The sequence below is a fragment of the Hymenobacter ginkgonis genome (assembly GCF_009755225.1).
In the GTDB taxonomy this organism is placed as follows: Bacteria; Bacteroidota; Bacteroidia; order Cytophagales; family Hymenobacteraceae; genus Hymenobacter; species Hymenobacter ginkgonis.
The window spans coordinates 739,700-763,866 of sequence record NZ_WQKZ01000003.1; the positions used below are offsets into that span (position 1 = coordinate 739,700).

Annotated in this window: 16 protein-coding genes; 11 read left to right on the forward strand and 5 right to left on the reverse strand. The window is 57.8% G+C overall.

Annotated elements, in window-relative coordinates:
* Positions 1-23 precede the first annotated feature (23 nt).
* The 3 genes from GO988_RS14520 (at position 24) to GO988_RS14530 (ending at position 4,125) form a co-directional block, all read left to right on the forward strand.
* A complete protein-coding gene (locus GO988_RS14520; RefSeq protein ID WP_157566676.1) occupies positions 24-2,108 on the forward strand; it encodes a beta-galactosidase in 2,085 nt (694 codons plus the stop codon).
* 16 nt (positions 2,109-2,124) lie between these two features.
* Positions 2,125-3,249: a PKD domain-containing protein gene (locus GO988_RS14525; protein WP_157566678.1), complete on the forward strand. Its 1,125-nt coding sequence runs from the start codon at positions 2,125-2,127 to the stop codon at positions 3,247-3,249.
* A gap of 222 nt (positions 3,250-3,471) precedes the next feature.
* Positions 3,472-4,125, forward strand: coding sequence for an SGNH/GDSL hydrolase family protein (locus GO988_RS14530; RefSeq protein WP_198172755.1), 654 nt, complete (start codon positions 3,472-3,474; stop codon positions 4,123-4,125).
* A gap of 55 nt (positions 4,126-4,180) precedes the next feature.
* Here GO988_RS14530 and GO988_RS14535 read toward each other — a convergent pair whose 3' ends face one another.
* The 4 genes from GO988_RS14535 to GO988_RS14555 all read right to left on the reverse strand — a co-directional run bounded on the left by GO988_RS14535 (position 4,181) and on the right by GO988_RS14555 (position 6,501).
* On the reverse strand, positions 4,181-4,507 hold the full coding sequence (locus GO988_RS14535) for a hypothetical protein (protein WP_157566682.1): 327 nt from the start codon (positions 4,505-4,507) through the stop codon (positions 4,181-4,183).
* A 51-nt stretch (positions 4,508-4,558) separates the two neighbouring features.
* On the reverse strand, positions 4,559-4,729 hold the full coding sequence (locus GO988_RS14540) for a hypothetical protein (protein ID WP_157566684.1): 171 nt from the start codon (positions 4,727-4,729) through the stop codon (positions 4,559-4,561).
* Between the two features lie 58 nt (positions 4,730-4,787).
* The gene (locus GO988_RS14545) at positions 4,788-5,720 is read right to left on the reverse strand and encodes an alpha-L-rhamnosidase-related protein (protein ID WP_198172757.1); all 933 of its coding nucleotides are present in this window, start codon (positions 5,718-5,720) and stop codon (positions 4,788-4,790) included.
* 187 nt (positions 5,721-5,907) lie between these two features.
* Positions 5,908-6,501, reverse strand: a complete 594-nt coding sequence (locus GO988_RS14555) for an RNA polymerase sigma-70 factor (protein WP_157566688.1) — start codon at positions 6,499-6,501, stop codon at positions 5,908-5,910.
* Between the two features lie 421 nt (positions 6,502-6,922).
* Between GO988_RS14555 and GO988_RS14560 the strand changes: the two genes are divergently transcribed.
* The 6 genes from GO988_RS14560 to GO988_RS24765 all read left to right on the forward strand — a co-directional run bounded on the left by GO988_RS14560 (position 6,923) and on the right by GO988_RS24765 (position 17,948).
* Positions 6,923-7,933: a FecR family protein gene (locus GO988_RS14560; RefSeq protein ID WP_157566690.1), complete on the forward strand. Its 1,011-nt coding sequence runs from the start codon at positions 6,923-6,925 to the stop codon at positions 7,931-7,933.
* Entirely contained in the window at positions 7,930-11,412 is a 3,483-nt protein-coding gene (locus tag GO988_RS14565; protein ID WP_157566692.1) for a SusC/RagA family TonB-linked outer membrane protein, read from the forward strand. Before GO988_RS14560 ends, GO988_RS14565 begins: the two co-directional genes overlap by 4 nt.
* Positions 11,413-11,434: 22 nt before the next feature.
* Positions 11,435-13,351, forward strand: a complete 1,917-nt coding sequence (locus GO988_RS14570) for a RagB/SusD family nutrient uptake outer membrane protein (RefSeq protein WP_157566694.1) — start codon at positions 11,435-11,437, stop codon at positions 13,349-13,351.
* A 348-nt stretch (positions 13,352-13,699) separates the two neighbouring features.
* Positions 13,700-15,247: a glycoside hydrolase family 28 protein gene (locus GO988_RS14575; protein ID WP_157566696.1), complete on the forward strand. Its 1,548-nt coding sequence runs from the start codon at positions 13,700-13,702 to the stop codon at positions 15,245-15,247.
* 8 nt (positions 15,248-15,255) lie between these two features.
* Entirely contained in the window at positions 15,256-16,695 is a 1,440-nt protein-coding gene (locus GO988_RS14580) for a family 43 glycosylhydrolase (RefSeq protein WP_157566698.1), read from the forward strand.
* A 647-nt stretch (positions 16,696-17,342) separates the two neighbouring features.
* The gene (locus GO988_RS24765; protein ID WP_157566700.1) at positions 17,343-17,948 is read left to right on the forward strand and encodes a murein L,D-transpeptidase catalytic domain-containing protein; all 606 of its coding nucleotides are present in this window, start codon (positions 17,343-17,345) and stop codon (positions 17,946-17,948) included.
* Between the two features lie 519 nt (positions 17,949-18,467).
* Here the strand turns inward: GO988_RS24765 and GO988_RS14590 are convergent.
* On the reverse strand, positions 18,468-19,913 hold the full coding sequence (locus GO988_RS14590) for an FG-GAP repeat domain-containing protein (protein WP_157566702.1): 1,446 nt from the start codon (positions 19,911-19,913) through the stop codon (positions 18,468-18,470).
* Between the two features lie 146 nt (positions 19,914-20,059).
* Between GO988_RS14590 and GO988_RS23790 the strand changes: the two genes are divergently transcribed.
* On the forward strand, positions 20,060-20,290 hold the full coding sequence (locus GO988_RS23790) for a hypothetical protein (protein WP_198172759.1): 231 nt from the start codon (positions 20,060-20,062) through the stop codon (positions 20,288-20,290).
* Between the two features lie 654 nt (positions 20,291-20,944).
* Positions 20,945-24,157, forward strand: coding sequence for a sensor histidine kinase (locus GO988_RS14600; protein ID WP_198172761.1), 3,213 nt, complete (start codon positions 20,945-20,947; stop codon positions 24,155-24,157).
* Positions 24,158-24,167 lie beyond the last annotated feature (10 nt).

Below are 24,167 nucleotides of genomic sequence, written 5' to 3' on the forward strand. Positions count from 1 at the left end.
CTATAAAAGCAACTTGCCTTTTCATGAAATACCGTTTGCTCGCTCTCGCGCTTGCTGCTGCTACCCCCGCTTGGGCCCAAAGCAACCCGAAGTTTTTCGCCGATGGTCCGCTGATGTCCGTCGGCAGCTACTACTACCCCGAGCAGTGGCCGCACGATAACTGGGCGCGTGACATCAAGAAGATGGCAGAAGTCGGGTTTCAATTCACGCACTATGGCGAGTTTGCCTGGACATTTATTGAGCCTGAAGAAGGCAAATTTGATTTCACTTGGCTGGACGAGGCCGTGGCGCTGGCCCACCAGAACGGGCTAAAAGTTATCATGTGCACCTCCACGCCTACCCCCCCGGCCTGGCTGGCGCAGAAACACCCCGAAATCCTAATGGTAAACGCCCAAGGGCGCACCATGCAGCACGGCTCGCGACAGCAGATTTCGTGGTCAAGCCCGGTGTATCGGCAGTATGTGCAGCGCATGGTAGAAGCCATCGGCCAGCACTACGGTAAGGATACCCGCATCTGGGGCTGGCAACTCGATAATGAGCCCTCGCACTACGGGCAGTACGACTACAGCCCGGCTGCCCAGGTCAGCTTTCGCCGCTGGCTCCAAGCTAAGTATCAAACGGTTGACGCGCTCAATAAAGCCTGGGGCACCGCCTTTTGGAGCATTCGCTACAACGATTTCGGCCAAGTACTCATCCCCAATCAGCAGGAGTTGATTGCGCAGCCCGCACCGGCGGCCGCGCTCGATTTCAAGCGTTTTTCGGCCGATGAAGCCAATGATTTCCTGAGCTTTCAGTACAAGCTGCTGCGTAAGTACGTGCCAGCTACGCAGTGGATTACGACCAACCTCATGCCGGAGCACGTGGACGTGGACCCGACCCACATTACGGGGCTCGACTTTCTCACTTACACCAAGTACCTGGTGGCCGGCTACGATAAGGGGGTAGGGGAGCAGGGTTTTCGGATGGGTTCGCCCACTAGCATTGCTTTTGCCAACGACTTGTTTCGGTCGTTTAACGGCACTACCGGCGTGATGGAATTGCAGCCAGGGCAAGTGAACTGGGGCAAGTTTAACCCCCAGCCGCTGCCCGGTGCGGTGCGCATGTGGATATGGCACGCCTTTGTAGGCGGCAACAAGTTTGTGTGCAACTACCGCTTCCGGCAGCCACTCACAGGCGGCGAGCAGTACCACTACGGCATCATCGGCACCGATGGCGTGACGCCCAGCACTAGCGGTCAGGAGTACATCAAGGTAATCAAAGAGTTGGCGGCCGTACAAAAGCAATACCGCGCCAGTGCTACTATGCCAGCGGCTTACCGCCGCCGCCAGGCCGCCGTGCTCTACAACGCCGACAACCGCTGGGAAATGGACAACCAACCTCAGACTAACCAGTGGAGCTTTATGGACCACCTCAAGCGCTACTACGGGGCATTAAAGCAAGTTGGCGCGCCGGTTGATGTCATCACCGAAGCCAAGGATTTTACGCCCTACCCCGTGCTGATAGCTCCAGCCTACGAGTTGCTGGACAAGCAGTTGGTAGCGCGCTGGCGGCAGTACGTGCAGCAGGGCGGCCACCTAATCCTCAGCGCCCGCACCGGCCAAAAAGACCGCACCGGCAAGCTCTGGGAAGCCCAGTGGGCCGGCCCAATAGTGGACCTCATTGGGGCCAAAATCTCGTTCTACGACCTACTGCCCGAAACCGTAACCGGCACGGTGGCGGCCAATAGCCAAACCTACGCCTGGAATAACTGGGCTGACGTGCTGGAACCCCAACCTGGCACCGAAGTATGGGCTACCTACACCAACCAGTTTTACGCCGGTAAGGCGGCTGTTGTCTCGCGCTCGCTCGGTAAGGGTACCGTCACCTACGTTGGCCCCGATACCGACGATGGGGCGCTGGAAAAAGCCGTTCTTCAGAAAGTGTACCAGCGGGCGGGTATCGCCCTCGCCGACCTGCCCGAGGGTGTCATCGTCGACTGGCGCGACGGCTTCTGGGTAGGCTTGAATTACTCCGATAAGCCCTACGCCGTGCCGGTGCCAGCTCTAGGCAAGGTGCTCATTGGCAGCTCGGTACTGAAGCCGGCCGACGTAGTCGTCTGGAAAGAATAGCCCTGCTCAACGCGCCATGCAAACCAATTATCAGCCCGTCAATCAAGGCCGCACCCGCTACGCGCGCTGGGCCACAACCGCCCTGCTGTTCCTTGTGGCTGGTAGCGTCCAATTCGCCGCTTTTGCGCAGGAAGACCGGGGCTATAAGGTGTACCAGTTTCCGGCCAACATGATTCCGCGCATCGATGGCAAGGCCGACGATTGGGTTAGCTTTCCAGTAGAATATGTGGTGGGCACCAACCAACTGCGCGACGATTCGGGGCACTACCCCCAGCCGGACTCTACCAACCTGCATGTCAAGGTAAGAGTAGCGTGGGTGAAAGGCCTGAACCGGCTCTATTTCCTGTACGAAGCCTACGATAACTACTGGGATTTCACGCGGCCCGACCTGCACAACGACACGTTTGAGGTAGTCGTCGATGGCGACTTATCCGGTGGTCCGCTCATCGCCGAGCAGCACCCCAATCAAGAGTTGCCGCTCATGGACCGGTACTTCGCTTTTCACGGGGTGCAGGCACAGAACTACCACATTTTCATGCCCGCCGTGGGCAAAGACTGGGCGCTGGCCTGGGGCAGCCAACCCTGGATTAAGCGCCTACCCTATGCCAACATTGCCTACTCCTACGATTTCAAGCCCGGCCAGCCCGGCAAACTGACGGCCGAATTTTGGATTACGCCCTTTGATTATGCCGGCGCAGAAGGCCCCAGCCGGGCCGTAGAATCGGTGCTGACTGATAACAAGAAAATCGGCCTTACCTGGGCCGTAATCGACTACGACGACGTGAACGACGAGACCAAGAAAGGCTTTTGGAACCTATCGAAGAACCATAAAATGTACGGTAATTCCAGCCTTGGTACCATTTTTACGCTGCTGCCGCTAGCTGAGAAATACCAGCCGGTGCTGGCGGCGCAGTGGTCGTTCAGCGTTACGGACGCCGCGCAGCGGCAAGTAACATTTACCGATGAAAGTCAAGGCAAAGTCACCAAGTGGCGGTGGGATTTTGGCGATGGTAGTACGTCTGGCGTTCGGAGCCCGGTGCATCAGTACCAAGCGGCCGGCAAGTACATTGTAGTGCTAACCATCGAAGGCCCAGCCGGCACAGCCAGGATGTCAAAAGTGTGGGATGTGGCGCTGAAATAAGTTGCCGCTTCTCCCTTGCCGACCTGCATAATAGATGCCCCGTAGCAACACGCGCATTTCAAAGCCCTAGGTATACCTTGCCCTCAACGTGCGCGGAGAGTGCCCGAATTGGTTAGATAAGCGGAAGCAGATTGGGGTGTAACGAGTTTAGCGTTCCGCTTAATAAAGTATTCAGTAGCAACTATCAACTGCATGAAAGTCCTTTTGACCTGCCTATTTTTTATGCCCTTTGCGTTGGCTGCGCAGCCGTCGGCCCCTACCGGTAGAGCCCTCAACGTCTTTACACTCGGCGACAGCAACGGCACTTTTCCGGATAGCTGGCCGGTACAATTGCAACGAGCGCTGCCAGAGGCGCAGGTGTTCAATCTTAGCAAATCCGGGAGAACCATTGGGTTTGTCAACAACGGCGACAGCACGCTGAACTCGTTGCTGGTCATTGACGAGAACCTGCGCAAAGCCGCCGAGTTCACCCAGGCCCGCCCCTTCGATTTTGTGGTTATAGAACTGGGTACCAATGACGCCAAAGCCGTTTTTGCCGACCGGCAAACTGAAGTGCCCGCTAACTTGGAAAAACTCATTCGCGCTATAAAGAGTAGTCGGTATCCCACTCTCAGGCAGGCCAAGGTTATCATCATCTCGCCGCCGCCCTACGGTACCAAAGCCGAAGCCCTCCCGAAGTACGCGGGGGGTAGCAAACGGGTCCAGGCAATGAGCAAAGCCTTTCAGCAGGTAGCTAAACGAAATCAGTGCCTGTTTGTGGATGGCTTTCACACGCCCGGCCTCAGTATCGAAACCATGACTGCGGACGGCTTACACCTAGACGCGGCCGGCTCTCGGAAGCTGATAGAACCAGTGCTGACCCTGCTGGTCCGGTAAGTAAAACAGCGTCTACTTACCGCCTCGTGGCAGACTTTCAGCGACGCCTCGCTCACTAGGTCGTCGCTCCCTGCTTAACTTTTGTTGCAGTGAAGTAGAGCGACGCCTGCGTGAGGGTGCTATCGGCCAGGATGCGGCGGGCCAGGGCCGGAGCCTCGGCAGCCGATACGGTGCCGGTGAGGATGGCCAGGGCATTGGCGTGCTGCGAGAAACTGGTTTTGTCGGCGGTGTCGGCGTAAAGCCGCCGGTAATCATCCCAATACTTGCGCTGCACGGTCTGGCGCAACTGCGCGGCCTGCTGCTGGTACTGGGCCGCCACGGCAGGCAGCCCCAAGTGGGTTTCGAACTGCTGCGCCGCCTGGTAGGCCAGTAACAGTTGCAAGTCGAAGAGGGCGCTACCCCCGTCGGCCCCCAGCGGGGGCGCGCCAAAGCGTCAGCCCGCGGCATTCACCGTCCAATCGGTAAAGCCCCAGTATGGCAGGCCCTGAAGGGAGCCGTCGGCTTGCTGGGTGTGCGCAAAAAAAGCGAGCATGGCTCGCGCACCGGGCAGCTTATTCTGCACAAAGGCGCTGTCGGGGCGGTAGCGGTCGTAATCGTGTAGCATGCCAATCCAGAACAGCGAAAAGGGGCAATCTGCTGCGGGTTGCTGGTGGGGTAGCGGCTCAAGGTGATGCCCTCGGCCATGCGCGAGTTATCGAGTTGGGTGATAGCTTGGCGGGCCAGCCGGTCGTATTACAGTACGATACGAGGGCCTGAATGCGGGTGTCGCCGATATACTGGAGCTGTTCGTAGTAGGGGCAGTCCATATACGTTTCGACCGCGCACCGGCGCGCCGTGCGCCAGCCCACGGCGGCAATTTGCTGCACCAGCGGGTTGTCAGTCGCTAGCCGGGCTTGCGGCTGAAAGGGGTAGGCTGTGAACACGCCGTAAATGTCTTCGAGCACCAAGAGGGCCGCTTGGGTGGTAATGCGTAGCTGCACGTAGCGGTAGGTGCGCCAAGTGAGGGGCGTAAATACTTGCTGCGGCCCCCCGTCGGAAAGTACGCTGTCGCGCCGCCCCAAAAAGTGCTTGCCCACCACGTCGTTGCGGTTGCCTTTCTTTTTGCCGCGCACGTACAGGCTCTCGGCGTAGCCCAGCGACAGGCCCGCCCCTTGCCCGCCGCTGAACACAAGCGTGGGGTAGGCATTGGTCAGAAATGTTTGGTTGAGTAGCAGCGTGACCGAAGTATGGGCCGGGATGGTAGCGGTCGTTTTGGCGGCCGGAAACGCCTTGGGAATGCCCACCAACCCCGTGGCCAGCCGCAAGTGAGGCAGACGCTGCGTGGTCAGTTCCAGCGGCGGTAGGGGCGAGGGCACCAGCATCCACCCGTTGAAGCTGCTGGCGGCGCCCTTGGGTTGGCCCAGGGTAAGGGGTTGGGCTGTGGGCCAAGCGCTATCGTTAAAGCCCGCCATTGGCCACCCGGTTTGCTGCTGCGTTCGGTCTACGCGCTCGCCGGGCCCGGCCACGTAGTAGCCCACCACCTGCGCGGCGTTTAGTGGTTGGTAGCCAGCATCGCGACGCGCTTTCCAACTGAACCAATTTCGGCACTTGCGCACGCAAACCGTCCAGCGCCTCGAACCCTTATAAGGCAGTGACCTTGACCTATCGGCGCGGCATCCGCGGCTGCAAACCCTCATGCGTATTCCCGACCTGTTTCTATTCGTGGCCGAGCACGACGACTATTACCTCGCCCGCATTACGGCCCTGGCGCGCCAGCTGGCGGCTAGCTAGACTTAAGCTTTTTTAACAGCAGAATGCTTCGACAAGCAACATGACTAAGCTTGGCAGCACTCCTTGCAAGATGAAATACTGACGAATAAACTTGAGCGCGTGCGTCATCTGGGCTTCTATCGTCTTGACAGAAATATTGAGCTCCTGCGCAATCATTGCGTTCGACAGACCTTGCTGCCGGCTCATGATAAATATTTCCCGCCGCTTGGCCGGCAACTGGGCCAGGGCGTGGGTATAGCACAAGCTGAGCTCCTGGTATTCTAGCTCCATTGATTGAGATGCTTGTTGCATCACCAGATTTTCGGAGCAGTCCTGATACAGCCAGGTGTGTTGCCGCCGCACTTGGTTTAGGATAGCATGGTAGGCGCAGGTGTAGAGGTACCCCTTAGCGGCCGTTGGATCGACGCTTATCTCGTGGCGTTTCTCCCAAAACTTCAGGAAGCACTCCTGTACAATCTCCTGAGCTTCCACCTGGGACCGCAACTCCTTATTAGCCAGTCGATAGATGCTAGAGGCGTGTTGCTTAAATAAGCGCTTAAATAGCTCTTCTTCACTCTCCAAAGCAGGCGATGCAGGGATCTCCGAAACGTGCTTGGTAAGCTTCATTGCGGTAAGAAAACAGGGGCGGGTGGGATGTAAGAGATAGGTTAGCAGTGACTTGCAGCGCTATTAGGATTGCTAAACTAGGGGCGATTTCCCACTCGAACACTCCTGCACTCACATGGGCTAATAACCCTTTTGTAAAAATGAATGGGCCCTTATTAGTAATAAGGTTCAGCTTTCTTATTTGCCTCGCATCCCCTAGGGCAATGGCAAAATTCTTCTAGCTGGGGAGTGAGGCCATCGGCTTGAAAATTCGCAAAATCAGAAAAGATTATTTTGCGAATACTAGTCTGATTATCAATTAGCTGATAATGCATGTCGCCTAAATATAAAATTATTTTTTCGAGAGGAATAAGGGTAGAGGCCGGTGCAGGTGTCGTCTGCAAATGAAGGAAAATAGTACCTGTCTTCTTCCACGCGCCTTATGACTTTTAACGACTACCTGCGTTACGTACAGCAAGAGGCTACGTCCGAGGAGGCGCATGCTGTGCGGGCCTGGATGGCCGACCCTAGCAATGCCCCCCTGGCGCAGGAGTGGCTGAAGCAGTACGCTGAGCTGCTGGAGCAAGAGGAGGGAGCTGCCGCCGAAATGCCGGGATTTGAGGCCATTCAGGCGCGGCTGCTGGCTCAGCTTGGGCTAGCGCCTGCTGAACCAGCCACGCGCCGCCTCAGCTACTGGCCCCGCTGGGCCGCAGCAGCCGCGCTGCTCCTGGGCTTGCTGACGGGCGGGGCTTGGTTCTGGCATTCAGCGCATAGGCTGCCGCTCACCACGGTAGCTACGGCCAACCGGGAGCAGCGCACCGTGCTCCTGCCCGACGGCTCCACGGTTCAACTAAATGGGCATTCAACCTTGCGGTACGCGGCGGACCTAGCCCAACAGGACACGCGGGAAGTGTGGATGGAAGGGGAGGGCTGCTTCTCGGTAAAGCATCTGCCCGACCACCGCCGGTTCGTGGTGCATACCTCGGCGGGCTTCAACGTGGAGGTACTCGGCACCACGTTTACCGTGTATCGGCGGCACGCGCAGGCCCGTGTCGTGCTGCTCACGGGCAAAGTGCGGGTGGATTTTGCTGACCCCGCCCGCAGCGACCAAGTGGTGCTCGAGCCGGGTGAGCTGCTGGAAACGCACGACGCCCAGCCCCAACTCATTGAGCATAAGGCGGTAGATGCCGCCTTGTATGCCGCCTGGACCGAAAATAGGCTAGCGTTTAATGAAACCAGCCTGGCCGAGGTAGCAACGCGACTCAGCGACACCTATGGCGTAACCGTCACGCTCGATACCCCGGCTTTAGCCCAGTACAAAGTCACGGGCACTTTCCCCATCGGGGACCTGGAAGCCATGCTGCAATTTTTGGAAAAGAGCTTTCCGCTAACCATTCAGCGTCAGCCCAACCACTTCGTCATTTCTGCTCACTCATCCTCCCTTTCTCAATGAAAAGAATTCCTACTCACCCGAGCAGCGGTTGGCTGCGCACGGCCTCGTTGACGGCGTGCGTACTGTCTTTGCCACCGCTTGCTTCTGCGGCCGCGGCCCAGCTACTTGCTTCCGCGCAGCACCCGGCCCAGGCGCAGGCCTATGCGGTGTCCTTGAAGGACTTGCTATCGCAGTGGGAAAAACAGTACGGGGCTTCGATTGCTTACGCCAGTGACCTAGTGCGCGACAAGTTGGTAGCGCCGGCGCCGGCCGATGCTAGTCTGGAGCAGAAGCTTACGGTGGTGCTCTCGCAAGTGGGCCTGCGCTTCGAAAAAACCAGCCCCGGCTACTACGTAATACTCCGGTCTGCCACTCCTACCCCGGCTCCCGGCCAAAACAAGGCCAGCAAACAGGATATCACTGTTTCGGGCCGGGTGGTGCAGGCCAACGGCGACCCCTTGCCGGGGGTAACGGTGCTGGTTAAAGGCACGACGAATGGCACCTCTACGGATGCTGAAGGCCGGTTTACGCTGTCTATGCCGACTGGCAGTATCCTCCTATTCAGCTCAGTGGGGTTTGCGAGCAAGGAAACAACCATCACGGCCGCGACCAGTAGCCTGACGGTGCAGCTGGCGGATGATACCAAGGCGCTGAACGAAGTGGTGGTAGTCGGCTACGGCACCCAGCGCAAGAGCGACGTAACGGGCGCGCTGTCGTCGGTTTCGGAAACCCAGATTCAGCAGGTCACCACCCAAAACGTAACCCAGGCCCTGCAAGGCCGGGCGGCGGGGGTCGACGTGGCCGGGGGCAACTTTCGCCCCGGCGAAGTGCCTGCCATTCGCATCCGGGGCAACCGCTCCATCCGCGCCTCCAACGACCCGCTCTACGTGGTCGATGGCATTCCACTGGCCCAGGGCACCGGCCTGAACGACTTCAACCCGCAGGATATCGAGTCGGTGGAAGTGCTGAAGGATGCGTCGGCCACCGCCATCTACGGCTCGCGGGGGGCCAACGGCGTGGTTATCGTGACCACCAAGCGCGGCAAAGAAGGCAAGTTTACGCTCAACTACAACACGTATTTCAGCCTCGACAAAGCTTCGCGCACGCTGGACTTGTTCAACGGGGGCGAGTTTCTGGAATTGCAGCGCGAGGCCAACCGCAACACCAATGCCTACCCCGTCCTCTACGCCGACCCGGCGCGGGACTACGCGCTGTTTGGGTCGGTGGACCCCTACGCCTGGGAAGGCATTGCTGACGGCTACGAGTGGGTCGACCGCGCCAACCGCGTGGTGGCTACCCGCCCCACTACCCCGGAAGAGCAGGCCCGCTATGGTGTCAGCCAAATTCCTATTTACGATGCCAGCAAGGTGCGCACTACCGACTGGCAGGACCTGGCCCTGCGTACGGCGCTAACTCAAAACCACCAGCTCAGCGCCAGCGGCGGCACCGAGAAGCTGCGGGCTTCCCTGTCAGTGGGTTACCTCAACCAGGAAGGCATTCAGCCCGGCCAGGATTTTGCGCGCTACAACGCCCGCGTGACCCTCGACTATAAGGTCAACCACATCGTCACGCTCGGCGCTTCCACCAACGCTAGCCTAGCCGTGCAGAACTACGGCCCCGATGTTTATGGGCGGGCCGTGGGGCAGATTCCCTACGCTACGCCCTACACGCCCGATGGGGGGTTCATTGTGAGTCCGGCCTTCGTGTCCACGATTTACAACCCGCTGCGCGAGGTGGATAATAACTTCAACGAGCGGCGTGTGACCCGCTTTTTCGGCAGCTTCTACGGTGAGGTGAAGCTACCCGTCAACGGCCTGCGCTACCGCCTCAACGTGGGGCCCGACTTCCGCAACAGCCGCAACGGCATTTTCCAGTCGGCCCGGGCTATTGCCCGCGACGCGGGCGGGCCTAGCTCTACTTCCTTTGCCTCCTACGACCAAGGGCAAAACTTTACCTATGTAGTTGAAAACCTGCTTTTCTACGACAAGCAGCTGGGCAAAGACCACAGCATCAGCCTCACGGCCCTGCAAAGCGTGCAGGCCGACCGGGGCGAAGGCTCCTCGGTGAGCGCCGTGAACCTACCCTACGACAGCCAGAAGTGGTACAACCTAGGCTCGACATACCAGGCGGCGGCCAATGGCTTCGGCACTAGCTTTACCAAGCGCACCCTCATGTCATGGATGGGCCGCGTGAATTACAGCTTCAAGGACCGCTACCTGCTCACGGCCACGGGCCGCGCCGACGGGGCCTCAGTACTGGCCCCGGGCAACCAGTGGAGCTTTTTCCCTTCGGTGGCGGTGGCCTGGAAGCTTCAGCAGGAGAACTTCATCCGCAACATCGAGGCCATAACGGAGCTGAAGGTGCGCGGGGGCTACGGCAGCGTGGGGCAGGCCTCCGTGGACCCGTATACCACCGGCGGCACGCTCCAGCAGTCACGCTACGCCTGGAACGAAGTACCCGCCTACGGCTTCTCGCCCACACCCGGCACCTTGCCGGGCACCCTAGGGGGTATTCCAAACCCGAATCTGCAATGGGAGCGCACGGCAACCATCAATCTGGGCCTGGATTTCGGTTTCTTCAAAAACCGGATTAGTGGCTCGGTGGAAGTATACCGTGCCAATACCACGGACCTGCTGCTGTCCCGCGCCCTGCCCACGGTGGGTGGGGTAGCTAATATTCTGCAAAACATCGGGGCCACGCGCAACAGCGGCGTGGAGGTAAGCCTGACCACGGTGAACGTGGAACGGCCAGGCGGCTTTCGGTGGAGCACTGACTTCATCTACACCCGCAACAAAGAGGAGTTTGTGAGCCTGGCCTCCGGGGCACAGGATGACGTGGGTAACCGCTGGTTTATCGGGCAGCCCCTGAACGTGTACTACAACTACCAGCAGGACGGCATCTGGCAGCTAGGCCAGGAGGATGCGGCTAAAAAGTATGGTCTGGTGCCCGGCGACAGACGGGTAGTGGACCAGAACAACGACGGCATCATCAACGCCAACGACTTCATAATCCTAGGCTCGAACCGGCCCAAATGGTCAGGCAGCATTAATAACGCCTTCGACTTCAAGGGCTTAGAACTAAGCTTTCTGGTGTATGCCCGCGTGGGGCAAAAAACGTCTACTGGGGTCAACCCGGGCTTGAACGGAGTATTCCAAAGCCAGCAGGTAGACTACTGGACGCCGACTAACCCCAGCAACGAGTTTCCGCGTCCGGTTTACAAGGTCGACGCGAAAAACACCGGCGGCTACTCGGTGGTGGATGGCAGCTTTGTGCGGGTACGCAACATCTCGCTCACCTACACCGTGCCGCAGGCCATCAGCTCGAAGGTTCGGCTCAGCAGCCTGAGCGTGTACGTCAACGCCGTAAATCCCTTCCTGTTCACCTCTTATAAAGGTCTTGATCCGGAAGTTACCGACGGGGGCACTACCTCTACCGAAACCGTGCAGTACCGCAACCTCAACACTAAAAGTCTAGTGTTTGGCTTGCGCGTAGGATTCTGAACTCTTCTAATTGCCCACCTATATGAAACTTACTCATACCTTGCGCACTACCACCCTTACCGTCCTATTGGGGCTAGGGCTAGGCTCCTGCAAAGACTTCCTGAAAGAAGAACTGGTTTCGACGCTCACCAACGATTACTTCAACACCGAGCAGGGCCTGGAAGACTTGGTGAAAGCCAGCTACGAGCAAACCCGCTACAAATTCGCCCTGGAGCACGCCTACGGCCTGTTCAACTTTGGGGTGGACGAGATGACCAGCGCTGACCAAATCGTGTACGAGTGGTGGAACCGCTACGACAGCCGGCTCAACTCGTCCGACGATTTTGTAGATGGCGTGTGGACGGCTGACTACGACGGCATCAACCGCTGCAACATCGGCATTTCTCGCATTCCGCTCATGCAGGGCACCACCACGCTGCGTACCCAGGCACAGAAAGACCAGCGCGTAGCCGAATTGCGTTTTTTACGGGCCTACTATTATTTTCAGTTGGTACAGCAGTTTGGCGCCGTTCCGCTGGTGCTACAGCCCAGCGAGGGCGTGCAGTTGGAATACACTCGCGCCCCGGTGCCCGATGTATACCACGCCATCATAGCCGACCTGCGCTTTGCTTCGGATAACCTGGCTCCGACCACCACGGATTTTGGCCGGGCTACCAAGAATGCGGCCATGCACTACCTAGCCAAAGCGTACCTGACGCGCGGCAGCGCCGTGACGGCCCAGCGCGGCCAGCGGCCTACGGATATGGACAGCGCGGCCTACTACGCCGAGCAGGTGATTAGCTCGGGCCGCAACCCGCTGGCGACCGACTACGCGCAACTGTTCGATATTTCCAGCTACGCCAACAGCGTAACAGCCCAGACCAACCGGGAAATCATCTTCTCGGCGCAGTTCAACAACACCGTGGCGCTAGCTGGCCGCTTCGGCAACCGGGTACATTCCTACTTCACGTTGCAGTACGACAACGAGCCGGGCATGATTCGGGACCTGGCCAACGACCGGCCCTTCCGGCGCGTGATGCCTACCAACTACGCCATGGACATCTTCGACCGCCGCAACGATTCGCGCTTTTATAAGATGATGCGCACGGCCTGGATTGCGAACAACGCTGGCAACATTCCGAAGTGGACGGCCGCCGACGCGCCCACGCCGGCTCAGGTGGGCCAAAACAAGTTTGCCGTGGGCGACACGGCGTTCTACGTCATTGTCAACACGGCCCAGAACCCGATTCCGCAGGCGCAGATTACGCGCTCGCGCTACAAGATTTTTGCCCGCTACATCCGCAACGCGGCGGGCACTGTGATGAAGGGCGCTTACGACCCTACCGGCACGTTGGCCCTGCGCAACAAGTTTCCGCAGCTCATCAAGTATACCGACCCTTTCCGGCCCAGTGCCGCCGACGAAGCCGGTACCAAGGACGGCATTTTGGCCCGCTCGGCCGAAACCTACCTCATTGCAGCCGAAGCCTACGGCCGCAAAGGCGACTATGCCAAGGCCCTGCAATACGTGAACGTGGTGCGGCAGCGCGCTGCCTACAAAGCCGGCGAAGTGCGGCCCAACGCGAACTACCGCGTGGAGGGCGGCACCCAGGGCGACGTAAGCAGTACCTACCCAGCCCTGACTGCTACCCAGGCCAACTTCTCCAGCAATGACCCTAAGGAATTGTACCCACCTAGCGTAGGCAGCACGGCCGATCGGTTTATCCATTTCATGCTGAACGAGCGCACCCGCGAGCTGCTTGGCGAACTGCACCGCTGGGAGGACCTAGCCCGCACCGAGACGCTGCTCACGCGCACGGCTTACTTTAACCCCGACGCCGCCGCCATCCAGCCTTTCCACCAGTTGCGCCCGGTGCCGCAAAGCCACCTAGAGCGCATTACCCGCAATGGCCAGCCCCTCAACGTAACCGAGCGCCAGGCCGAGCAGAACCCCGGCTACTAGCAGGAGCGCGCCAGCCCCAGTAGTACGGGGCTGGCGCAAGGGCACTAGTCCGGAGCGCCCGGAAGACCAATGAATTTTAATGCTAACAACCTGCTACTATGCGGCAGTCGCTTACGTGCGCATTGCTACTAATTAGTTCGCTTACCGCTAATTAGGGGTGAAGCAAGCGTCAGTTGCTCGCTCCACCCCGATGGTTGCCCGCGAATACACTCACTACTAAGTAATTGCATTAGCTCATATTGCGTACAGGTTAGTGGGCACACGTCTATCAGCCTGTACAGTGTACTGAGAAGCAATGGCTTTGCCACCTACCCCTTTACGCTGCTTCGACCCTCTCCCCATTTTTACATGACGATTTCTTCTTTTCCGAAACCAGTCGGCCGCGGGCGGTGGCTACTCTTTTTTATGCTGTGGGCGTTGCGGCTGGCGGCGGCGCCGGCTCCCAGCTATCACCTGCTGCTGGCACCAGGCACGCTCGCCGACAACTCGGCCACCCTGCTCTGGGACAAGCAGTATGCCGACCACCCAGTGGTGTACGAAGTGCTCTTGAATGGGAAAGTCGTGGGCTCTACCAGCAAGACAAACTACACCCTTACCCACTTAACTCCCGCCACGCAGTATGCCATTCAGCTGCGCAGGCAGTCGGAAAAAGGAGCTGCCGAAACCGCTACCCTCCGGTTCAAAACGGCGGCGAAAAGTAAGGTGTACAACATTCTGGATTACGGGGCCAAGCGCGATACCGCCCGCACGAACACCAAGGCCATTCAGGCGGCCATCGATGCCTGCGCGGCCGGCGGCACGGTCTATATCCCGCAGGGTACCTTCGTGTCGGGCGCGCTTTTTCTGAAAAGCGATATGACGCTGACCATTGAAAAAGGCGGGGTGCTGAAAGGCTCAACGGAGGTGGCCGACTACGAGCCCATGATTCTGAACCGCTTCGAAGGCTGGGAATTGAAAACCTACGCCAGTCTGCTCAACGCCGGCACCCTCAACCGCGACGGGAGTTATAAGGTGAAAAACCTGCGCATTACGGGCGGGGGTACCATCTCCGGCGGCGGCAAGCTACTGGCTACCGCCATGATCAAAGCCAACGGCCTACGCAGCCGGGGCCGCCTCATTTGCCTGCTCAACTGCCAGAACGTGAGCCTGGATAACCTAACCGTGACTGAGCCGCCCAGCTGGACCATCCACTACATCTACAGCGACAACATCACCTGCCACGACGTAACCATTATCACCAACGGCATTCACAACGGCGACGGCATCGACCCCGATTCGTCCACTAATTCCTACCTCTTCAACTGCACCTTTGATACCGGCGACGATTGCATCGCCATCAAGTCGGGCAAGAACCCCGAGGGCTTTTTTGTGGCTAAGCCCACCAAGAATGTGCGGATTACGGATTGCGCGTTTACCCGCGGGCACGGCATTTCTATCGGCAGCGAAATGTCGGGCGGCGTGAGCGACGTGTTGGTGCAGGACTGCCAGGCCGGGGCTCTACTGCACGGCCTGCAAATAAAAGGCACCAAAGACCGGGGCGGCTACGTGCGCAACGTCACCGTGCGCGAGTGCCAGTTATTGCAAATTACGATTTTCTCAGCCGTCAATTATAACAACGACGGCGCCCCGGCTCCCGAGGTGCCCACCTTTGAGCATTTTGTCTTTGAGAATATTGACTTGTCGCAGGCCTCGGGTAAGGAGGCGGTCATTGACATCAACGGCTTTCAGGACCCGGCCCACCGTCTGCGCGATGTCACCTTCCGCAACATTACCCTGCCAGCCAATGCCAAGGTGACCGTCAACGATGCCGAGCGGGTGACATTCACGAACCTACAATCGCCAGCTGATGCCAAGCCGGTGTACTCCGTGGCCAATAGCACCAATATTAGCTACTAACCCTACCGATGAGCTATCGCCGCACCGACTGCCAAGTACCCCGTATACTGCCCCAGTTTTGGCGCTGGCTAGCAACCCTCATCTTGTTGAGCGCTCAACCTACCCTGGCGCAACGGCCGGGCCGGTATGGTGCCATTTACTCCGGCGTACCGTGGTTCGACCAGCGAGGGGAGGTGGTGAGTGCTCACGGAGCCAACATTGTCAGCGACCAGGGCCGGTTTTATCTGTTTGGGGAAGCCCATACCGACACCAGCAACGCCTTTGCCGGCTTCAACTGCTACTCTTCTAGCGATTTGTATAACTGGCAGTTTGAGCGCGTCGCGTTGCCAGTTCAGCCCGCGGGTAAGCTGGGCCCTGGGCGGGTAGGGGAGCGGGTGAAAGTGATGAAGTGCCCGAAAACGGGGGAATACGTGATGTACATGCACGTGGATACGCTGGGCTACAAAGACCAGTTTGTGGGGTACGCCACGGCCCCCACCATTACCGGGCCCTACACCTTCAAGGGGCCCATCTTGTTTAACGGCAAACCTGTTCGTAAATGGGACATGGGCACGTTTCAGGATGCGGATGGCACTGGCTACGTGCTGACGCACGGCGGAGAAATCTACCTGCTTAGCAAGGATTATAAACGTGTTAGTGAGCAGGTCAATAACAGCATGACCTCGGGGTTTGAGTCACCGGCCTTGTTTCGCAAAGGCAGGCTGTATTATTTCCTAGGGTCGCACCTGACGAGCTGGGAAAAGAACGATAACTATTACTACACAGCTACTTCGCTGCGCGGGCCGTGGACGGCCCGCGGCGCCTTTGCGCCCACCGGCACCCTCACCTGGAATTCCCAAACCACGTTTGTGCTGCCCCTGGCTGGTGCAATAGACACTACTTACCTTTTTATGGGCGACCGGTGGTCCTTCCCCAAGCAGGCCTCGGCGGCGACGTATGTGTGGCAGCCGCTCATTATTGCCGGCCCCGCGCTTGCGATGCCCAGCTACCAGGAGGCCTGGCGGATTAATCTTTCCACTGGCGTGGCCGCGCGTGGACAGGTTGTTGAGAATACGTATCAGGGCCTGATTACTTACACTGGGAAGTGGCGGCGCGAAACCTCTGACACCTTAGCCGTGAGTAGTTCGGATGAGAAAGGGGCTACTTACTCGGTGAAGTTCAATGGCACTCAAATCAGCCTAGTGGGCCTTGCCCGCCCCACTGGCGGCTACGCCCGCGTCGTGTTGCGTAATAACCAGGGAAAAGCCGTCTGCTCTTCCCTCATCGACCTGTATTGCAAATACCCGGTTGCCACGTGCACCTTTCAAAGCCCGGTGCTTCCTAAAGACACCTATACCTTGACCGTTGCCGTGTTAGGAGAACGTCCTAACTGGTCAGATAAAAGAAAGTCGGACTACGGCAGCACGGGTTACGTGGTCTCACTGGGCAAGGTGCTAGTCGGCAAATAGCCAGCCGTACCTCCCTAGGTAGAACTGCTGCAAAAACTTTTTCAATCATAGCCCGCAGGGCCGTCCTTTGCTTAATTACTTGTAACGAAAACTGTTCCTGCGGGCTGTTGGCGCTTGAGCAGCGCTACGGCCCTAATCACCGGGTTGGCACTGGTGGCCTGTCCATGCCAAGCGCTCGCGCCGCCAACAAAATTTCTGGTTTACCGATTCGATTTTGGTCCAGGGCTAGGAGTTGCTGGTTATACTGCCGTCCGCCCATCAGCTACTTACCCGGCATAAGTAAGGTGCGGATTTGGTGTGGGCCCTATCCCTATGGGTCTGGACCGCGGCGGCAGGGGTGCGTTGCCGGTACTAAACAGAGTCTTGCCAGTGACAGCTACCCCGAGCGCCTCTGTCCCAAAAGTGCATTGAACGACTTCAGCGGCGCACCTATCCAGCGTACGCGCTATTTCTACTTCGACCTGCTGCCAACAGCCGGCCAGTCCCAGCCCTACATCGCACCGGTCAAGGATGACTTGTACTAATGCCCGTGGTCACTGTCAGCATGCTGCCACTTACTTAATGGTAATAGGCGTTGAAAAGCAGTAGTTCGCTGTTGCAGACATCCTAAGCGGTTTGCATTTGGCTGGCATGGTACTAACAGTGCCTTGGACCCCGCACTGTTGAGGCGCGCTAAGCAGGAGTACAGGGCTCAGCGGGGAAAGCTTGTTAACCCCCGCTTCATCAACATCGTGGATTTCCGCAAGAGTATATTTCAAGAAAGACTTTTTGTATATAATTTTATTAGCCAAATAGTCGTGCTGTCTAGTCGAATGGCGCATGGGCTTCAGTCGAGGTTGCTCTATCCTACAGAATTTTCTAATGTAAACGGCAGTGAGCGAGGTTGCACCGGCACTTTCTTGACCGACAAAGCCGCTTACAGCGGGCGCTTCGAGCACGCCTTACGCATGGACGATATCACGGAAGAGAGCAATGCCAATGTTCGCACGAGAGCTAACGTGTTCCACGCGAATTCAGAATTCTACACCTATTCGGTGGGGTACCCCATGACTAATAAAGCCGTTAACAACCAACTGATTCCGTTAATACAGACGCCGCGTTTCTGTTCAACGCCCGGGAACACCGGCTGCTCAATTAATTGCTCGACGGCTTCGAGGGCAAGCTCACCTCTACCAAATAGGCCACGATTGCCAAATGCTCGCAGGACACGGCCTCCCGCGATATCCAGGTTCTGCTCGACCAGGGCATTTTAGTCAAAGAAGCGGCGGGGGGGCGTAGCACGAACTATCGGCTCGCGGCTAGCTCGTAATTGGTTAGCCCGCTTTAACTAAACCTCACGCCGCATCCTTTACACACGTGGTCACGCCAACTGGCGACGGACGTGGTAGCTTCCCCTGTTTCCCCTACGCTACTTGCGAGACGTCATACTCCCAGCTTCGCTGGTGCCAATGTCTTGGTTTTAAAGACTGCGCTAGCATCGGGGCAAAGCCTGCGGCATAGGAAGTCGCGCACCCGTAGCATAAGCAAGTAAAGCACGCTAGGCGTGACAAAGACATTATATAAACGAGCATTCTAGCTTACAACTTAGCCGATTTAGGCAGATTATCTCTTTTCGGTCCTTCGTCTAGGGAAGTTGTTGTAGCCGCCATTCCTTCGCTTTGTTCTCGGCGGCTATTTGCACGAGCCGACGAGGGAATAGGGCAAATTCTTCCCAATTGGGCGCATGGCTGCTAGGGGCAAATGCAACCAGCCGCCTGAAGACCTGTCCAAGGCTACGGTACCAGCAGGTGCTGGGCTGGTAGCACGCCCGTGGCCGCACCGGGCCGGCCACGGGCGGTCAGATGCACCAGGTACAGGCCCGGTGCTAGCCCCGTCGTGGGTAGCTGCGCGCGGGCCACTCCCTGCCAGGCCGGCAGTTCAGCTTGGGCCACCACACGACCAGTAACGTCATGTAGTGTAGCCTGCACCTGCTGCACCTCGGCGGGCAAGCCGGTGAGCGCAAGGCTGGTGCCGGTAGCGTCGGCCGGATTAGGACAGAGCTGCACCTGCGCACTGGGCAGTGTGGGACGAGCGGCCAGCGGGGTCGTGCTCAGCAGTACGCTCAGGGTATTGTTGTCGCGGTTAGCCGTTAGCAGGTCGGGCCGTCCGTCGCCGTTAATATCAGCCGCCGCCACGCGGTTAGGCTGGGAGCTAGCTGGTCCTACTGTGAAGGTAGTGGCCGCCTGGAGCGTGCCGGTGCCCGTCCCGGGCAGCACGCTGGCTGTGGCGGTAGTAGCAAAATTGGCCGTCAGCACATCGGGCCGCCCGTCGCCATTCAGATCGGCGGCCACTGCATCGTTCACGCTTATCACCCCGGCCAGGGGATACACCACTGGCGGCTGGAAGGCTGGGCTGGCGCTGCCTAGTAATACCCCCACCCCAGCGCTGCTGCTTGTCAGCAAGTCTGGTCGGCCATCGGTGTTGAGGTCAGCCACAGCTATAGCGTAGGCGCTGGTGCCGGCCGGATAGCTCACCGGAGCCTGCAAGGCGCCGGTACTGGTATTTAGCAGCACTAGCACGTTGTTGGCGTTGCCAGGAGTAGCCACGTCAGGCCGCCCGTCGGCATTGAAGTCGGCCACGGCCAGGCGCATGGCATTGCTGTTAGGACCAGCGGAGTAGCTGACCGGCGCCTGAAACGTGCCCTTGCCGTTGCCCCGCAGCACCACGATGCCGCCGCCCACTGCTGCTACTACCGGGTCGGGCTGGCCGTCGGCGTTCATGTCGGCCACGGCCAGCTCGCTGGGACTGGTATTGGCACCGGTGGGGTAAGCTACCGCGGGCTGAAACGTATTACTGCCGCCGTTCAGCAGTACGCTAACCTGGGCGCTGAACTGGTCGGCCGTTACCACGTCGGGCCGGTTATCAGCGTTGACATCGGCCACGACCAGAAACTTGCTGCCCTGGCCCACGGGGTAGTAGGTCGGCGCTTGCAGCGTGCCGGTAGCCGTGCCTAGCAGCACGGCCACCTGGCTGGCATAGGTAATATAGTTGAGGGCCATCACCACGGCGTCGGGACGACTGTCGGCGTTCACATCGGCCAGCGCCGCCCAGTTGGTGGACCAGGTGCCGCTTGGGGCCGTGGAGTAAGCGGTAGCCGGCCCGAAGCTAATGGCCTGGGCCTGGATGGTGCTCAGCGGCAGCAGGGCCGCCAAGCCAGCCAAGAGTAGGTGCTGGTACATATTAAAATCGGGAAATACGTTGGGGAAGGCCAGGCTGTATAGTGGAGGCCTTCTGGTGCGGACACGCTCAATATGACGCCTTGTCCGGGGTTGCGCATCAGTGCGAGCACTGAATAGTGGACTCCGGCCCGCGGAAAGTCGATCCTATGCTTACCATCCAGGACAAGACTGACTATTGGGGAGTAACCAAGCCAGCGCAGGCCCACGCTAGGGACGTGAGCAAAGCTACCCTTTTGTCCGGGCCGGCCTACTTCGCCTACTACCACGTCTGTACCCACAAGCAAGGCAACTCGGGGCTCGGGCTCGATGCCCAACGCGCGGCGCTCACCAGTTTCCTGCAGGGCAAGGCCCCGGTAGGGGAGTACGAGACCTTTTAAAAGCGCTTTGACAAGAATAACCCCAAAAACGGCATTTTCGGGGTCAGTAGGGCACTCTGCCGACTAGTCCAGCAAACGAGCGTTTTTTTTGGAAGAGGTACGGCGATTGGGCTTTCAGCTTTCGCTTCACCAAGGAACGTCAAGCGGATAGTAGATATAGTGTCTCCGCAGTTGGTACTGCCACTTATTTAACTGCTTTCAAGTTGGCCTGCCTAGCTAGGCAATGTCTCGTCAAAGCGACCGTCTAATTGGAGTAACGCTTGGATTAGCAAGTAAGTGGGGGGCTGGCTAGTCGAGGCTGCAATGCCCGAAGGATTGGTGAACAAGGCATTATAACGGGCCTTTTGGTATCAGCCGCCCACGCCCGAGTTGCTTGTCTACTCTGACCGGGGCAGGCAGTACTGCGGCAAGGCCTACCGTAAATTGCTGCACGACCACCAGGCTCTGTGCTCGCAGAGTCGCCGTGGGGTAGGGGACGCTACTAAGGAATGAAGCAGGGTGGCGGCCGGTAGCTTGTACCTGCTTTTGCGCTTTCTTAGAAGTTGTATGAAAATAAAAGGGGTTCTCGCCGCACTACTCTTTTTTTGTACCTGTGCTGTCGGCTTGGCGCAGCCCGCAAGACTATCCTTTGAGGCGATTACCACCACTCAGGGATTGTCAAATAACAGCGTCACGGCCATCCGGCAAGACAGCAAGGGATTTATGTGGTTTGGGACGGCGGCGGGCTTAAGTAAGTACGATGGGTACAATTTCACCGTATTCCGGGCAAATCCCCAAAAAACACCTAATTCGCTGCATAATGACATCATTTGGGGCATTCAGGAGGACCAGAGAGGCCAACTCTGGATTTCGACGCTTGGCGACGGGCTGTATCAGCTAAATGAGCAAACGCAACAGCTCACGGCCCATCGGCTCAGCACGCTGCCCGGCCGCCAGTACATGAATATCTTCTACTCCATCTACCAGGAATCGCCAAAGGTATTGTGGGTAGGCTCGCAGCTTGGGCTAGTGCGGTTTGACCTAGATAGCAAACGTATGCGCCTCTACCCCCTCCCGGCGCCGAATGAGGTCGTATTCTGCATAACTCAGGACCAGGCGGGCCATCTGTGGGTGGGCACTAAGATGGGGCTCTATCGATTTGACGGCCAGACAGGTTACTACTCCCTGGTGCGACTGCTTAACCAGCCGCTGGCTAAGCAGCCGCTGGTCTCAGCCCTGTATCTGGATGGCGCGGGGGTGCTGTGGGTTGGCACTAACGGCGAAGCCCTGTTTAAGCTGGGCGCGCAAGGCGCAGGGTTATTTAAAGTCGATACGCACAAAGCTTTGCCCAGCGCAACCGCTTACCAGGCGGGTGGGCTTGTCAAGAAAAATATTGCGCTCAACGGCATCGTCTCCTATTCGGGTGAGCTGTGGGTAGCCACCGATGAAGGCTTACAGCAAATAGACCCAAGCACCAACCGCGTGCGCACTTACCGGGCGAATCCATTCAGTGCGAATACCTTATCGAGTAGCAATATCCTGTCGCTCTACCCCGACCGCGACGGTAACCTGTGGGTAGGCACCGACAATGGAGTTAATAAAGTGGTGAACAGGACCAAGCAGTTTTTGGCCTACCAGGTGAAGCCCGCCATGCCCTCGGTGCGCATTATTGACAACACGGTGACCAGTATTTTGCAGGACCACACCGGTACCATCTGGCTGGGTAATCATGTAAAAGGGCTGTACCGGTTCGACCCTCGCCAGGACAGCATCACGCACCAATCGGCGGCGCCCAAAAACCCGCACGCCTTGCTGAGTAACCACGTTTGGGCAATTTTTGAGGATAGGCGTAAGCGACTATGGGTCAGCACGCTGGAGGGGCTGCATCTGTTCGACGCCAGCACTGGGCGCACCGTTCGATACCCAGCCAAAATCCCGGTTCAGTACATAGCAGAAGCGCCCGATGGGCAACTATGGATTGGTGGTAAAAAAGGGATTGCCTCCTTCAACCCTGCGACGGGCCGCTACCATTACCTGGATACCGCCATCGTAGCGGGCTTTAATTTTGTAACGGGTTTGGTTGTCAGTCATACTGGTAATTTATGGATTGCGCAGCAAGGGGCGCTGCAACAGTTTAATCCGCACACTGCCACCCAAACTCACTACCAACCTAGCTTACCGCTCAAGAGCGGTGAGCTGACTGATGGCGATGTAACGACCTTGTTTGAGGACAGCCGCGGGCTTATCTGGGTGGGCACGGCGCGCGGCGGGTTAAATTGCTTTAACCCGGCTACCCAGACCTTTTCAGTTATTCCGGCTAAAACTGCCCGGGCAACCAGCGCCATTGCGGGCATTGTCGAAGATGATAAGGGAAATCTATGGGTGAGTACCGAAAACGGTATTTTCCGGTATGACATCCGCACAAAGGTTTTTCGCCCTTATGATAGTACCGATGGCTTGCCGGCTTCGGAATTTACAAAAGGCAGCGCGAGCCGTAGCGGCAAAACGCTTTTGTTCGGGAGCGTTAATGGGTTCGTGGTTTTCAATCCGGACAGTATCAGGGACAATCCAGTGAAGCCGGCCGTTTATATCACAGGGCTTAAAATATTGGGCAAAAGCCGCTTGCTACCCCCCAGTAAAAAAGTGGTACTTGCGCATACCGAAAATGCAGTTGAATTCAGTTTTGTGGCCCTAAACTATCATTCGCCCGAAAAAAACCAGTACGCCTATAAGCTGGAAGGAATCGATGCGGACTGGGTGAAAAGCGGCACCCGGCGCTTTGCCAATTATACCAAGTTACCACCGGCTACCTACGTCTTTCGAGTGAAAGCCTCGAATGACGACGGCGTTTGGAACGACCAGGGCACTTCGCTCACCATCGTCATAACGAGCCCGTGGTGGCAAACATGGTGGGCATATTTACTATATAGCTTGCTAGTTGGGGCGATTTTATGGGCAGTCAGCACTTACCGCTCTAGGGCATTGCAGCGCGCCAACCGCTTGCTAGAGCAGAAAGTAACGGAACGAACCCAGCAGGTGCAGCAGCAGAAAGAAGAGATTGAACTGCAACGCGACAACCTGAACCAGGCCCTAACGGAGCTGAAAGTGACGCAGCAGCATTTGATTCAGCAAGAAAAGCTGGCCTCGCTGGGCGAGCTGACGGCCGGCATTGCCCACGAAATTCAGAACCCGCTCAACTTCGTTAATAACTTCGCCGAGGTGAGTGCCGAATTGGTGGAGGAATTAATCGAGGAGCAGCAAAAAGCTGAGCGTGACTTACTGCTGGAAGCTGCCCTGCTGACGGATGTAAGCGCCAACCTCCATAAAATTCTGACGCACGGCCAGCGCGCGTCAACTATCATTAAGGGCATGGTTGAACATGCCCGTACTTCGGTGGGAGCTAGTCAGCCGACAAACCTAAACGCACTGGTAAATGATTACTTACACACAAGCTACCGGGCCCAGCGAGCCCGAGATAGCGCATTTGCCTGCACGCTAGCCACCCACTTCGACGCGACTATTGGGCAAGTAGATATAGTGCCTCAGGAAATGGGCCGGGCCCTAATGAACTTGTTTATCAATGCATTCTATGCCGTAAGCGAGCGGCAAAAGCAGGGTGCCTCAGCTTACCAGCCAACCGTGCGGGTAAGTACCTCTAAAATGAGCACGGGTATTGAAATTCGAGTAAATGACAATGGTAGTGGAATTTCGGAGAGCATTCAGCCGAAGATTTTTCAGCCTTTTTTCACCACAAAGCCGGCCGGGCAGGGTATCGGATTAGGACTTTCGCTGGCTTACGACATCATCACAAAGGGCCATGGCGGCACGCTCACGGTGAAAAGCCATGCAAGCTATGGCACCGAGTTTGTCATCTACTTGCCAGATTAACGTTGAGCAA